At 43.5% G+C, this 13,784-nt stretch carries 13 protein-coding genes and 1 pseudogene; 8 read left to right on the forward strand and 6 right to left on the reverse strand.

Annotated elements, in window-relative coordinates; translation table 11 throughout:
* Window positions 1-6: 6 nt before the first annotated feature.
* From arfB to P7F88_RS02845, 4 genes and pseudogenes are all read right to left on the reverse strand, one after another.
* Window positions 7-419, reverse strand: a pseudogene (gene arfB, locus P7F88_RS02830) (alternative ribosome rescue aminoacyl-tRNA hydrolase ArfB).
* Window positions 420-435: 16 nt separating this feature from the next.
* Window positions 436-1,548, reverse strand: a complete 1,113-nt coding sequence (locus tag P7F88_RS02835) for an HD-GYP domain-containing protein (protein ID WP_277821837.1) — start codon at window positions 1,546-1,548, stop codon at window positions 436-438.
* A 248-nt stretch (window positions 1,549-1,796) separates the two neighbouring features.
* Window positions 1,797-2,039: a hypothetical protein gene (locus P7F88_RS02840; protein WP_277821838.1), complete on the reverse strand. Its 243-nt coding sequence runs from the start codon at window positions 2,037-2,039 to the stop codon at window positions 1,797-1,799.
* A gap of 6 nt (window positions 2,040-2,045) precedes the next feature.
* Window positions 2,046-2,498: a hypothetical protein gene (locus tag P7F88_RS02845; protein ID WP_277821839.1), complete on the reverse strand. Its 453-nt coding sequence runs from the start codon at window positions 2,496-2,498 to the stop codon at window positions 2,046-2,048.
* Between the two features lie 413 nt (window positions 2,499-2,911).
* Between P7F88_RS02845 and P7F88_RS02850 the strand changes: the two genes are divergently transcribed.
* From P7F88_RS02850 to P7F88_RS02875, 6 genes are all read left to right on the forward strand, one after another.
* Entirely contained in the window at window positions 2,912-4,093 is a 1,182-nt protein-coding gene (locus tag P7F88_RS02850) for an NnrS family protein (RefSeq protein WP_277821840.1), read from the forward strand.
* Between the two features lie 57 nt (window positions 4,094-4,150).
* Complete coding sequence (gene norR, locus P7F88_RS02855; RefSeq protein WP_277821841.1) at window positions 4,151-5,683, forward strand: nitric oxide reductase transcriptional regulator NorR; 1,533 nt, start codon at window positions 4,151-4,153, stop codon at window positions 5,681-5,683.
* A 194-nt stretch (window positions 5,684-5,877) separates the two neighbouring features.
* Window positions 5,878-7,539, forward strand: coding sequence for a hydroxylamine reductase (gene hcp / locus P7F88_RS02860; protein ID WP_277821842.1), 1,662 nt, complete (start codon window positions 5,878-5,880; stop codon window positions 7,537-7,539).
* An 84-nt stretch (window positions 7,540-7,623) separates the two neighbouring features.
* Window positions 7,624-8,658 carry an FAD-binding oxidoreductase gene (locus tag P7F88_RS02865; RefSeq protein ID WP_277821843.1) on the forward strand — a complete coding sequence of 345 codons (1,035 nt, stop codon included), beginning with the start codon at window positions 7,624-7,626 and terminating at the stop codon, window positions 8,656-8,658.
* Between the two features lie 90 nt (window positions 8,659-8,748).
* Window positions 8,749-9,357 (forward strand): sugar O-acetyltransferase, encoded by a 609-nt coding sequence (locus P7F88_RS02870; protein ID WP_277821844.1) that lies wholly within the window; start codon window positions 8,749-8,751, stop codon window positions 9,355-9,357.
* Window positions 9,358-9,419: 62 nt separating this feature from the next.
* Window positions 9,420-9,851: a GNAT family N-acetyltransferase gene (locus tag P7F88_RS02875; RefSeq protein WP_277821845.1), complete on the forward strand. Its 432-nt coding sequence runs from the start codon at window positions 9,420-9,422 to the stop codon at window positions 9,849-9,851.
* Window positions 9,852-9,898: 47 nt separating this feature from the next.
* On the opposite strand, the gene P7F88_RS02880 is transcribed toward P7F88_RS02875, so the two are convergent.
* Window positions 9,899-10,099 carry a hypothetical protein gene (locus tag P7F88_RS02880; protein ID WP_277821846.1) on the reverse strand — a complete coding sequence of 67 codons (201 nt, stop codon included), beginning with the start codon at window positions 10,097-10,099 and terminating at the stop codon, window positions 9,899-9,901.
* A 305-nt stretch (window positions 10,100-10,404) separates the two neighbouring features.
* On the opposite strand from P7F88_RS02880, the gene P7F88_RS02885 reads away from it, so the two are divergent.
* On the forward strand, window positions 10,405-11,169 hold the full coding sequence (locus P7F88_RS02885; RefSeq protein WP_277821847.1) for a substrate-binding periplasmic protein: 765 nt from the start codon (window positions 10,405-10,407) through the stop codon (window positions 11,167-11,169).
* 34 nt (window positions 11,170-11,203) lie between these two features.
* On the opposite strand, the gene P7F88_RS02890 is transcribed toward P7F88_RS02885, so the two are convergent.
* Window positions 11,204-12,388, reverse strand: coding sequence for an MFS transporter (locus tag P7F88_RS02890; RefSeq protein WP_277821848.1), 1,185 nt, complete (start codon window positions 12,386-12,388; stop codon window positions 11,204-11,206).
* 197 nt (window positions 12,389-12,585) lie between these two features.
* Between P7F88_RS02890 and P7F88_RS02895 the strand changes: the two genes are divergently transcribed.
* Window positions 12,586-13,779 (forward strand): MFS transporter, encoded by a 1,194-nt coding sequence (locus P7F88_RS02895; RefSeq protein ID WP_277821849.1) that lies wholly within the window; start codon window positions 12,586-12,588, stop codon window positions 13,777-13,779.
* Window positions 13,780-13,784: the final 5 nt, after the last annotated feature.

Here is a 13,784-nt window from a genome sequence, read left to right on the forward strand (position 1 = left end):
GATAGTTTAAAAGGAAACTTTGCCTCTAAGCGATTTTGTTGCTCCATTTCTTTTTTTGCATCAACCCTTCGACGCTGAGAGGCTTTTGTTGGCTTAGTCGGTCTGCGTTTTTTTACCGTTACCATAGAAGAAACTATTAATTCCTTTAGCCGATTTAGTGCGTCCTCGCGATTTTGTTCCTGCGTACGATAAGTCTGGGCTTTGATCACGATAACACCTTCTTTAGATATACGATTGTCAGATAGCGCGAGCAGCTTCTGTTTATATATATCTGGAAGGGTGGAGTGCTTAATATCAAACCTTAAATGGATGGCGCTGGAGACTTTATTGACATTCTGGCCACCGCTTCCCATAGCACGGATAGCAGTGAGCTGGATTTCCCAGTCTGCAAGTTCAACATTATTCGATATTTTAAGCATTTTTTGTAAATCTAAATCAGGAGGCGGGTAGAATCTCTTTCATAACATGGTTGAGAACATTAACCCAATAAGGGCAGAACTGGCTACCGCTTTTACTGTTTATTTCTTCAAGTGCCAGCGTCATTGGACGTTTTGTATGGTCACTATTTGGCCTGTTGTGAGTCATTGCCTCAAAAGCGTCGACTATCGCGATGACTCTTGCTCCATGAGAGATTTCATCATTGGACAAACCTTCCGGATACCCCTGACCATTAGGTTGTTCGTGATGTTGATAAATAAAGAGTTGGGCCTGTTCCCAATGAGGCATTTCACGCAGAAATCCCGCGCTTCGGATGACATGTCCTCTGACTCTGTTTACCTCAGACTCCAACAGCGAGCCCTTTTGGCGGAAAAGGCTGATAGGGATGATAGACATGCCAATATCGTGTAAATAAACCGCAGCCCTTAATTGGCTTTCGTCTATGGGTTTGCCTGCATACTGATTGAGTAACAATGCGAGTTTTAGTTGCCGGTTGCTACGGCCGTTCCAGTTATCTAAACGGCGTTCAACTGTCTGGGCTATTTCATTAAAAAAGACCAGATCTGGTTCCAGCTCGTCAGCCCAGTCTACTCTTAGTTCCTCGGGGTTGTAGGCTAACAGTTCGCTACTATTTCTTGCATCCAAAGGTGGATCGAGTGCATCTATTGCTTGTCTAAAAAACTTGCTGTGTTTAGCTACATTGTATGTTCTGACCTTTGCTATAGACTCTGTCGCGTTGTCGAACATGTCTGCATCGTAGTGGGCTTTACCGTATCTTGCACAGTCGTCAGCAAAGGATTTTACGTGATCGAAAATAGAGAGCAGGAGTTCAGATATGGGGCTGGTATATTCTAGCTGGCCTTCTCTCACCATCTGAAGTAGGTCTTCGAAGGCCATTAACAGCGGCATCAACGGCTCAAATTGAGCAATGCCAACATCGCCCTTGATGGTATGAACGTATCTGAAAAGTTTGTCTAACAGATCTCGATTTTTCGGATCGTTAGCGATGAGTGGCAGCGTTGCCTCACTCTCTTCACATAAAAGGCTTACTTCATCTACTACATCGTTTAGCACATCTTGATCTAGTTCTGGCGGTGTAAAGATACTCATCCCTTGCTCTCATTTATGGATGGCTTTATGTGCATGTCGCTGCAAAGCTATCTGTCGAACTCATTGTTAGCGTGAATATACTGTAGGTCATACTTATAAATAGTAAGTCAATATGTATGTAAGGGCGAACATAATCGACGCAAATTACTAATCGTTTATATTGTCGAGTAATTGTTCATTAGACAGTTTGTTAATAAACTGCCAACTTCTATGCAGCAAGAAACTACCAATCAATATACCGATAAAATTCATTGTGATACAAAACGCGAGTAACTCCTCGTATAGGGAGGCTTCTGCTTTTTTTCTGCAACTTCAGCTGCGGTTCGTTTATCGAGTGTATGTAAAAACTCGTCGATTGGTTTCATTATCGATGCCTTATCATGGTGATACTTAGCATCATGCATAATGCGCAGGGCATAATCTGAATCAGGTGTTCTTTTGACAACGAAGTTCCCTTTCTCGTCTCTAAAGAGGCCTTTCACCGCATTCATGGCAATTCATTCCGTTTTGACCAATTCATCCGAATTGCGTTGCGCAAGATCGAGCATGAGAAGTTCATGTTGAGAAAATCCAGCTTGTTTCATTAATTCCCGAAGAGGAACTGCCCGGGTATCTTTCTTGGGTTTATCCCCATATTCAAGAACCAGATCCCAGTATATTCGTTCCATATTCTCAGGGCGGGGCTTTTCACCATTTCTGATGGCTAAGATATCCCAGTACATTTTCTCGTACTTGTCATCGTTGGTGGTGACGTAAGTCCTTGCCATTCGGGTGAGGTCATCAGAGCTCTGCCTGAGCTGATCGGCCAGAATATAAGAGTAATAACGTTTTAACTGGCTCTGATAGAGTTCATCGTTTTTTACATGGGGTAACTTGAGCATTGCGAATGTTATCAGCGACGAAAAAACAACTAGCACAATCCCCGGAGATAATTTCTTGCTTAGCCTCATTATGTTCCTATCTGACGTCTGTATATTTCTGATGTATGTATTTGTGCTTATGTAATCAGAATTTATATAAAACATCATATGCTAATGTTTTTATAACTCAAAGGACATTAGTAACAAATTCAGATATATCTCCGCTCGGTATATGAAGCAATTGAATCTGGTTTATCAGTTTGATATTTATGATGTCATTATGACATCGTTAAGCCTATTGTTTTAACAACATCAGATTCCACAGCGAACAAATAATATTAAATTGCTTTAAATTAACTCCAGGGATGTAGATTTAAATTACAGCATTTACAATGTCTTATGTTTGTTTTTTGGTTTTGTTGTTTGAATTGTTCTCAGATCGATCCGGTCTGGCATAGATACTGCTAATACTGAGTATCGAATTAAATTTCCAGGAACATATTTTGCTAAATATTACCGATAAAGCAGCCGAAGACCGTATTCATCCACTATTCCGTTTAGGCTTCAGGCCATTTTTTCTTTTTGGTACTCTCTATTCCATTATCTCTGTCGTTATATGGGTTTATGCGTATCAGGCAGGTCAGCCAACCGCTTTGCGTGTTCCCGCTATCTGGTGGCATGTTCACGAAATGTTCTTCGCCTTTGCCATGGCGATTGTTGCTGGCTTCGTATTGACAGCGGTTCAGACCTGGACGGGGGTGAACGGCACAAAAAGTTATCGCTTAGCTTTAATTGTCGCGCTCTGGGCATTACCACGAGTTCTGTTTTGGACGGATACACCTTTGTGGATCACGTCAATAATAGAGTCCCTGTTCATCCTTTCTGTTACTTATGAAGTTGGTTTCAGGGTTGTCCAATCAAAAGGGTGGAAGAACCTGTTTTTTGTTCCTTTGTTTATTCTGGCGATCATTGCAAATTTCGCCAGCTACGCGACCATCAAAGGAATGGCTCCTTTCCCACCATCTGCAGTATGGCAGGCAATGTTATGGTGGTTTGTATTACTGCTGTCTGTGATGGGAAATCGTGTTATCCCGTTCTTTACTTCAAGACGATTTAATAGCGAAAAACCTCAGCCGATCCTATGGCTAGATTACGCAGTGAATCTCTCTCTTGTGCTGCTGTTTGCTCTGAGCTTTTTTCCAATAGCCTCTTTGGAGTTTTCTACACCATTGATGCTGGTCGCTGGTGCGTTACAGCTTGCTCGTTTTGTACGCTGGAAGCCATGGCAGACATTGAGTGAGCCACTTGTCTGGTCTCTACATGTATCGTACGGCTGTATACCAGTAGGGTTGTTGGTTAGCGGTTTAACCGATGGCTTTATTAAGCACTCAATGACTCACCTTTTTGCTGTTGGTGCACTTGGTGGCCTGATTCTTGCAATGATTGCTCGCGTAACAATGGGTCATACCGGGCGTATGATTTATAAAGGGCCTGCGTTTTGGTACGGTTTTGCGGCGCTTTTTGTGGCAGCCGTTATCCGTAGCTTTGCAGTGGCCTTTCAGCCAGAGAATATGATCGCCTATGTGAATGTTGCTGCTGCTCTTTGGGTTTTCTCTTTTGGTCTATATCTACTGAAGTTTGGCTATATGCTTGCAACTCCCCGTGCTGATGGTCATCCTGGTTGATGTGCAAATAACAACAAGATACTATTTTCTATTAATACGTTGTTAAAAAGAGACAATATGAAAGCATCCGTTGAAAGAGTGCTGCTTCAGATAGCGCTGGATTTAAGTAGGGATCTATCTAAAGGTCACCACTATCAGAAATTGATTGATTCGGTGCAGCAGGTTCTGCCTTGTGATGCGAGTGCACTGTTTGTACTGGATGAGCAGGGGTTTCTTACCCCTGTTGCGGTCAATGGGCTCTCTCGTGCGGTACTTGGGCAAAAGTTCTATCCAGATAACCACCCACGGCTAAAAACCATTCTTGAAAGCAAAAAGCCAGTCAGATTTAGTGCCGATTCAGAGCTTCCAGATCCATTTGATGGTTTGCTTTTAGGGGCTCCAAACGAAGCGATTGATGTGCACGACTGCATGGGATGCAGTCTTTATGTTGAAGATAAACTGGTTGGCCTACTTACACTGGATGCTATGGAAATCGAGGCATTCAGCAAAATCGATTCCATCACTATTGAAACCTTCGCCGCATTAGCTGCTGCAACCCTTCGGAACAATACCTTGTTTGAAGCGCTCCAGGAGTCGAATCGACAGCAAAAAACCGTGAATCAGATGCTGATAGAACAGGCACGTTCCAAAGGCGGCAAGCTGGTTGGAATAAGCCCTCAGATAGATCGTCTGCGCGAAAATATCTCTATGGTGGCCAAATCAAACTACGCGGTGTTGATTAGTGGTGAAACCGGAACAGGTAAAGAGCTTGTCGCCCATGCTCTTCATGAGCAATCGGCCCGGTCAGACAAACCGATGATCTACGTAAACTGCGCAGCACTACCAGAAAGCATCGCAGAAAGTGAGCTGTTTGGTCATGTTAAAGGCGCGTTTACTGGTGCTAATTCTAACCGTGCCGGTAAGTTCGAAATGGCTGATGGCGGTACACTGTTTCTGGATGAAATTGGCGAACTTCCTTTACTACTTCAGGCGAAATTGCTTCGAGTGATCCAGCAAGGTGAGGTTCAGCGGGTTGGTGCGGACAAAAACTTGCTGGTGGATGTCAGAATCATTGTTGCTACCAACCGGAACCTAGAGCAAGAGGTGATTGAGGGCAGGTTTAGGGCCGATCTTTATCATCGCCTGAATGTTTTTCCTATCTTCGTCCCTCCGCTACGAGAAAGGGAGGGGGATATCTCAGTTCTGGCAGGTCATATACTCGACCAGGTTCGAAGTCAGTTTAATATCCATGATCTCCATCTCCATCCTACCTGTCTTGCTACCATGGAGTCCCTTCAGTGGCCTGGGAATGTTCGGGAGCTAGAACATACCTTAATGCGTGCGGGGCTTAGAGTCATTCAAAGAGGAGAGAGCCTGATTCGTATGTCTCACCTTGGTGTCGAAGAAACAGCGCAACTAAGTGATAAACAACAATCTAATAAGCTGCCTGACGAGCCGGTCGCGATGAGAGAAATGGTAGAGTCATACCAGAAAGAACTCATAGAGCACGCCTTAAATCAATGTGATGGTGTATGGGCTAAGGCTGCTGAGTTTTTGCAGATGGACAGGGGAAACCTGTACAGGATGGGTAAGCGTTTAGGGATCAAATAGTTATTTAATTTTAGCTGTGATGTATATTTAACAACGAAGTGATGTTAAATGCACATCACGACATCTCAGTTGACTTATATAATATTCTTTAAAAACAATAAGATACAAATTGGCACGGTTAGTGCAGTATGGCTACCGGAAAATCGTTACAGGCTATGAACCTGTAATATCGAATAATTAACTGGAGCTCATATATGTTCTGTATTCAATGTGAACAAACAATTCAAACCCCTGCGTCTAAAGGCTGTAGCTTTGCTCAGGGTATGTGTGGCAAAACGTCAGAAGTGTCTGACTTGCAAGACGTACTTGTATATTCTCTACAAGGTGTTTCTTTCTGGGCTAATCTTGGACGCCAGTTTGGTGTTATCGATTCTGAAATCGATCAGTGGGCGCCAAAAGCATTCTTCGCTACTCTGACGAACGTTAACTTCGATCCAGAACGCATCATTGAGTTCACTAAAACTTCTAACGAGTTCAAGCAACGTCTTGAAGAGCAGGTTCGTGCAGCTGCGCTGGTTTCTGATAAAGAGATCCCAGAGCTTTCACCAGCAGCTAAATTTGAACTTCCTGCAGACGCAACTGAGCTACTAGGCGTTGCGCCACAAGCGGCTGTAAACCGTGGTCACGAAACTGAAAATGAAGATGTAATTGGTCTTCGCCTTCTTTGCCTGTACGGTTTGAAAGGTGCGGCAGCTTATATGGAGCATGCGCGTGTTCTTGAGCAGACTGATAATGCGGTTTATGCCGAGTATCACGAAATCATGAGCTGGTTGGGTACGGATCCAACAGACCTTCAGGCTCTGCTTGAAACGTCTATGAAGATTGGTCTGATGAACTACCGTGTAATGGAGATGTTGGACAAAGGTGAAACTGATACATTCGGTCATCCAGAGCCAAGCCAGGTTAACGTTAAGCCAGTTAAAGGTAAGTGTATCCTTGTATCTGGTCACGATCTTCACGACCTTGAAAAGATTCTTCAGCAAACAGAAGGTAAAGGCATCAATGTATACACCAACGGTGAAATGCTTCCTGCTCACTCTTACCCAGAGCTTAAGAAGTACCCGCACCTTGTTGGTAACTACGGTAGCGCATGGCAGAACCAACAGAAAGAATTTGCTAACTTCCCTGGCGCAATAGTAATGACGTCTAACTGTCTGCTTAACCCGAACGTTGGTCAGTATGCTGATCGTATCTTTACTCGCAGCATCGTAGGCTGGCCGGGTGTATCGCACATTGAAGGCGATGATTTCAGTGAAGTAATCAAGTGCGCTGAGTCACTAGAAGGCTTTAAGCACGATGAAATCGAGCACATGATCACTGTTGGCTTCGGTCGCAACGCGCTAATGGCTGCCGCACCTGCAGTGGTTGAGCAGGTTAAAGAAGGCAATATCAAGCACTTCTTCCTTGTTGGTGGTTGTGACGGTGATAAAGCGGAACGTAGTTACTACACTGACTTCACCGCTGAAGCTCCTGAAGACAGCGTAATCCTGACTCTTGCGTGTGGTAAGTTCCGTTTCAACAAGAATGAGTTTGGCGACATCAACGGTATCCCTCGTCTTCTTGATGTGGGCCAGTGTAATGATGCGTACTCAGCAATTCAGTTGGCACTTGCTCTATCTAAAGAGTTCGACTGTGACATCAACGAGCTTCCGCTAACACTGGTTCTTAGCTGGTTCGAGCAGAAAGCGATCGTTATCTTGCTGACTCTGTTTGCTCTTGGCGTGAAAGGTATCTACACAGGTCCTACAGCACCAGCATTCCTGACAGACAATCTAATCAAGATCATTCAGGAACAGTTCGATATGCGTAGCATCTCAACACCTGAAGCTGATCTTAAAACTATTCTGGCAGCATAAGTTCATCCTGCTGTTTGCTCCGGTCTAATACCTCAATCATTGTTTAGACCGGAGTTTTTTTGATTCTTAGAAAAGGTGTTGAATATGTTTGAGTGGACACATTCAGATTCAGTCCAACTAATTTGTCGTAAAAAATGGTTTGAAACACCAGACTCAGTCAGCTTTGAACTAGAAGCGGAACAAGAAGATCTGCAATTTAACTTTAAGCCAGGTCAGTTTGCGTCTTTAGGGTTTGAAATAGACGGTAAAACAGAATATCGCGCATATTCAATAAATTCACTTCCAGGTGATTCGACGCTGAAGTTTACGGTTAAGAAAGTAGAAAATGGTCTTGTTTCAAACTTTATCCTGGATGAGCTAAACGTAGATCAATCGGTGATGTTGCTAAAGCCAACTGGGGCGTTTAATAATATCGATTGTGCTCATAATGGAAAAGTGACTATGGTCAGCGCTGGTTGCGGTATTACGCCGGTGATGTCTATGGTCAAGTATTGGCTGGAACATAACAGCGAAGTGGATATCGATTTTATTCATATGGCTCGAAATAAAGAGAATACAATTTATTTTGATGAGCTGGAGTTGCTTGCTACGCAACATGATAACTTCAATCTGCGCCTTTTGCTTAAAGACAGCAGCGGAACCGAGCATCCGCAAGGTCGTCTTGATAAGGAATGGCTGTATAAGTTGAGCCCTGATCTTTCGGAAAGGACAGTTTATCTCTGTGGTCCGGTTGGATTTATGGAAGATATCAAACAGTATCTGACAGAAGAGAACTTCGACCTGGGACGCTTCTATCAGGAAAGCTATACCCCGAAAGCCTCTGTGGAGGTTGAAGAAGAAGGTAAGTCTTCAGCTAATGTTGGTATATCTGTCCCATCATTTGGTACTAGTGTAGAAGCGGAGCACGGCAGTGTATTAGTCGATTCACTAGAAAGTGCGGGGTTACCGATTATAGCTGCTTGCCGAAGCGGTATCTGTGGTTCTTGTAAATGTAAGGTTGAAAAGGGTGAGGTTGAATCAACCAGCAAAGAAACCTTAACAGAACAAGAGATTGAAGACGGCTATGTATTGGCCTGTTCCACAGTCGTTAAGTCGGATGTCGAAGTTTCTCTTAATTAATGAGATCTTAAGCTAATAATTACCTCTGATTGGGCCAACGATCAGAGGTTAGAATAGTGGTTTGAAACGTTCTACGATTGCGAGCCAACAATGAGTGACCTGGACAACCTCCATAGCCAACAAATCTACTTTCACAGCGAAGAAATCCAGCAAGCACAAGATGAGTGCCTGGAGTACCTGTACGATTTCAACCAAACACGGCCTTCTGAATCCGACAGAAGACAATCGTTACTGCAACAAATTTTCGCCGAGGTAGGTGAGGGTACTTATATTGAGCCTCCCTTGCGAGCAAACTGGGGAAAACATACCCATCTTGGCAAGAATGTATATGCCAACTTTAACCTGACTCTGGTCGATGATACTCATATCTATATAGGTGACCATGTCATGATTGGTCCCAACGTAACACTGGCAACAGCCGGACACCCAATTGATCCGCAAATGCGCATTGATGTTGCTCAGTTCAATATCCCCATTCATATCGGCAAAAACGTATGGCTTGGCGCTCACACAGTCGTACTTCCTGGAGTGACAATAGGTGAAAACAGCGTCATAGGCGCAGGAAGTGTCGTGACCAAGGATATTCCCGCTAACGTGGTTGCTGTAGGGAATCCATGTAAAGTGTTAAGGCCTATCAATGAGCGAGATAAAGAGTTCTACTTTAAAAATCTGAGATTTGACAACAAATCAACTTCCTAGTCGCATGAAAATCCGATAACTTCTTCAAGACGGAAATCAAGATTTAACAAGGAAGAATATAAGTGGAAGGTTATTCTATTAGCGATAAGTTTGAAGATATGGATCTCGACGTAATTTATTCGTACATATCTCAAAGTTATTGGGCTGCGGGTATCCCAAGAACAACGTTGGAAAAAGCGGTTTCCAACTCGTTTTGTTTTGGCGTATTTGCCCCATCAGGTGAACAGATTGGTTTTGCCCGGTTAATTACCGACCGAGCAACCTTTGCTTATCTGGCGGATGTATTTATCCTGGAACAGCATCGTGGCCACGGATTGAGTAAATGGCTGGTTGAAACCATTATTCAACATCCCGATCTGCAAGGGTTGCGACGCGTCATGTTAGCTACTAAAGATGCTCACAATCTCTACGCCCGTTATGGGTTTAAACCCATTGAAAATCCAGAAATGCTCATGCAAATCTGGCAACCGGGTATCTATCAAAATAACAATTGATTAAGCCCGACTACGTGTACTTAGAAGTTTTAGTACGCTACTTGCAATTAAGCAGCGTGCTTAGCAACTTCGTGAGGGTACACTCTCATTCCTGTTGAAGTATTTTCATACACAGATAGTTCTTTTAGGTAAGACCATGAGAACGTGTCGGTACCTGTTTGAAGAGCCAAACGGTGAATCACGTTATCGATGTTACGGCCCGCATAGTCTTTCTGAGGAACAAATAATTCTTTAATTACTGACAACATAGTATGTCTCCTGTTTGTAATAAAATTACATAATCTATGGTTTGTATAATAGATCAAAACAAAAGTGTGATCAATGTCTCGTAATAAAATTTCATAAATTTGTCACTTAAAGACAATTTGCGCCTTTGAATAAGGAGGCCTACCAGGCTCAGAGAGTGTTCTATACTAATGATAATGTGGAAAAAAAGACTAAATTGAAAATATAGATGGGAAATAATAATGAATCTAATAGAAGCCGTGATTGCTGAATAATTTGAGTAACTTTAATGCTACGGTTTCAGTTTAGGTTTTCGAATATACTTTTATTGACGCTTATTTCGATAGGTGCGGTGCCCTATGGGTATAGCAAGATTCTTATCGTTGGTGATTCCCAGCATCCGCCTTTTTCATACCTGGAAAATGGTGAAAACAAAGGTATTTACACGGAAATTGTACAGCAGACACTGAGTCGCATGAGCGATAGCTCTGCTGTCATTGAACTTTACCCCTGGAAACGTTCACTATCCATGGTAGAACGAGGCGAGGCTCAAGCGATATTTCCACCACACTATTTTCCGGAGATGAGGCCTTATCTTATCGATTATTCAGCGGCAATGATGACGGAATACGCATCCGTTTTTTGTAATGCTGACATATTGGAAGAAAAGGGTGTCAGCTCGGATAAAGGATCAACCTGGCCTTCAGATTATCGCCAACTTTCCTTTGCACTTAGCCGAGGCGTAAAGATGGGAGGAGACGAGTTCTGGAGTGCTGTTGAAACCAGAACAATCAGTGCTGAAGAGGTTAACGGACCGGAAAATGCCCTCAATATGGTGTTAACAGGCAGGAAAGACTGTCATATCAACGATAAAGTAACGGTTCTTTGGTATTTGAAGAATGTCTTTTCCGAAGATAAGGTGAACAACGTGGTTTTATCGACTGTGATCGCTGAGGAAGCAGGTTATCTGGCTGTCGGATCTATGTGGGAAGAGGTTGAGAGAAGTGCATTTTTGAGCGAGTTTAATCACCACCTCAACCTGTTAATCAATGATGGTACTGTAGAAGAGATTATCCATCGATACATTCAATAGAGAGGCAGGCAACGCTACCTCTTGAATCTACAGGCTAGGCAATAACCGGCTCACTAGTTGCGTTATGTTTGTCGAGCCTTGCGCTTAGTCGAGTTAGTAGCAATGCGGCAAGCACGACAACTGCACCAATCCAGGGAGTGTTCATCAGTCCTGCTTCCTGTACTACTATTCCACCTCCCCATGAACCCAGAGCTATACCTACATTGAATGCCGCGATGTTCAAGCCGGAAGCTACGTCAACCGCATCAGGTGCATACCTTTCTGCCAGTTTTACTACATAGACCTGTAAACCAGGAACATTACCAAATGCAAACGCACCCCAGATCAAAATAGTGGCAACGGCAGCGAACTTGCTTACTGCAGTCACATTGAAAACCAACAAGATGATAGCAAGGGCCAAAAATATGAATGTTAAAGCTTTAGTTGGTCCCATTTTGTCTGCCATCTTGCCACCCCAGATGTTTCCAACTGCGACCGAAACTCCGTATACAAGCATAATAAGACTAATGGCACTCGATTCGAAACCGGTAATGTTTTCAAGTATCGGTGCCAGATAAGTAAATGCCGTAAATGTTCCGCCATACCCAAGAGCGGTAATCGCATATACAAGGAGCAAGCGTGGTTTTGTCAGGACTTTCAGCTGAGAAGATAGTTTTGTTGCTGGCGGCTGTTTCAGGTTTCCAGGAACCAGGAATGCACTACCAATAAGAGCGATAAGCCCAAGAATAGCAACGATAAGGAAGGTAGCCTGCCAGCCAAACGACTGACCAATCCAGGTGCCTAATGGAACCCCTGTAACCAAAGCTACCGTCAGGCCTGTAAACATGATTGCGATAGCACTTGCTGCTTTGTCTTTAGATACCAGCCCGGTAGCGATAGTCGATCCTATGGAAAAGAACACGCCATGAGCCAGGCCAGTAAGGATTCGGGCGGTAACCAATGTGCTATATCCCGGAGCCTGCCAGGCCAGAAGGTTTCCAAGAACAAAAAGAGCCATAACAGAAAGAAGAACAGTTTTTCGTTTCCAGTTTCCAGTTAAAGCGGTTAGAACGGGTGCGCCAATAGCAACACCTAAGGCGTACAGGCTCACTAGTAATCCTGCAGAAGGCAGTGAGACATTAAGGTCTGCTGCCATTGTTGGAATTAATCCAACAATAACGAACTCTGTTGTACCAATGGCAAAGGCGCTAAGCGTCAATGCGAATAATGCTATAGGCATATATTTCCCTCGTTTAAATAGCGATGTTATTTAGTTCGAGGGCTATTATTCATGAATTGATTTTTGCAAAAACCGTGCTTTTTACAAATGACTTTTGCAGAAAATACAATTTTAATTTTTGATGTTAGCTCAGAACTCATTCGCCCGAATCTGAAATTTGGTTATACTGAGCTGCTAAATTTTATTGAGAATATTGTATGACTAATTCTAGGCGTGCTGGAATTGTAGCGCTTATAGGTGTTCTGTTCCTAGCGATGAATCTGAGAGGTCCTTTCACCAGTCTGGCACCAGTGCTAGGGCAAATAATGGAGGATTTGTCACTTTCAGCTTCTTCTGCGGGTTTTCTTACCGCTTTACCACTGCTTTCATTTGCTGTTTTTTCTCCTGTAGCGGCATGGCTTTCTAACAGGCTTGGTCTATATCCAAGCTTGCTAATTGCACTGTTCTCGATTGCTGGAGGTATCCTACTACGTTCTTCCGGAGTTGAATTATTCTTGTACCTTGGAACGGTATTTATTGGGGCGGGTATCGCGACTGGTAATGTGTTGTTACCTGTAGTGGTTAAAGTCAACTTTCCCGCTCGAATTTCAACGATTACTTCGCTCTATATTTTTACTATGGGGATAGGGTCTACACTGAGTTCTAGCCTTATGGTGCCTATTTCTAACCTTCAGCTAGGCAGTATCTCCGGCTGGCAGACAGCTTTGTTGTTTAATATCATTTTTCCTATCTTGGCTTTGCTGATCTGGTTCCCCAAGGTTGTAAAGGAGAAACAAGGCATCCGGAAAGAAAAGCATACTGAACACAATACTCGTATGCGTGATTTGCTTAGATGTCCGGTAGCATGGCAAGTGACATTAGGTATTGGGTTGAACTCGTTTACTTTCTATTCACTGGCGGGCTGGTTACCAAAGATGCTGAATGATCTACATTTCAGTGAGATAGATGCGGGTTATATTTATGGCTTTCTTCAATTCTCAACGATGGTTCCCGGACTTCTTTTGTTGCCAATATTGTCCAAAACGAACAACCAACGAAGCTTAATATCTCTTTGCGCGCTTTCAGTATCCGTTGCGGCGTTTGGATTAGTTGTCTTGTCTGAATATGCCATTTTCTGGGTCGGGTTGTTCGGTCTGGCGAATTGCTCAACGTTTATTATTGGGATGTCTTTGATCGGGCTTAGAACCGAGAATCCGGGTCAGGCCGCTGCGCTTTCGGGATTATCTCAGAGTATTGGTTATGCGTTAGCGGCTGCCGGGCCTACCCTGATAGGTTATTTACATACCGCGACAAACGCGTGGACGGTACCGCTTTTACTCATCACTTCGATTGGATTGATTTGTATGTGTTTTGCAAACCTGGCTGCGCGAGATAAAAAAATACTGTCATAAAGATA

Source organism: Vibrio hannami (genome assembly GCF_029589055.1).
In the GTDB taxonomy this organism is placed as follows: Bacteria; Pseudomonadota; Gammaproteobacteria; order Enterobacterales; family Vibrionaceae; genus Vibrio; species Vibrio hannami.

Excerpts from the sequence above, each read along its gene's own strand:
- P7F88_RS02835 (WP_277821837.1), bottom strand. The coding sequence starts at position 1,548 with ATGAGTATCTTTACACCGCCAGAACTAGATCAAGATGTGCTAAACGAT.
- P7F88_RS02840 (WP_277821838.1), bottom strand. The coding sequence starts at position 2,039 with ATGAATGCGGTGAAAGGCCTCTTTAGAGACGAGAAAGGGAACTTCGTT.
- P7F88_RS02845 (WP_277821839.1), bottom strand. The coding sequence starts at position 2,498 with ATGAGGCTAAGCAAGAAATTATCTCCGGGGATTGTGCTAGTTGTTTTT.
- norR (WP_277821841.1), top strand. The coding sequence starts at position 4,151 with ATGAAAGCATCCGTTGAAAGAGTGCTGCTTCAGATAGCGCTGGATTTA.
- hcp (WP_277821842.1), top strand. The coding sequence starts at position 5,878 with ATGTTCTGTATTCAATGTGAACAAACAATTCAAACCCCTGCGTCTAAA.
- P7F88_RS02865 (WP_277821843.1), top strand. The coding sequence starts at position 7,624 with ATGTTTGAGTGGACACATTCAGATTCAGTCCAACTAATTTGTCGTAAA.
- P7F88_RS02870 (WP_277821844.1), top strand. The coding sequence starts at position 8,749 with ATGAGTGACCTGGACAACCTCCATAGCCAACAAATCTACTTTCACAGC.
- P7F88_RS02880 (WP_277821846.1), bottom strand. The coding sequence starts at position 10,099 with ATGTTGTCAGTAATTAAAGAATTATTTGTTCCTCAGAAAGACTATGCG.
- P7F88_RS02890 (WP_277821848.1), bottom strand. The coding sequence starts at position 12,388 with ATGCCTATAGCATTATTCGCATTGACGCTTAGCGCCTTTGCCATTGGT.
- P7F88_RS02895 (WP_277821849.1), top strand. The coding sequence starts at position 12,586 with ATGACTAATTCTAGGCGTGCTGGAATTGTAGCGCTTATAGGTGTTCTG.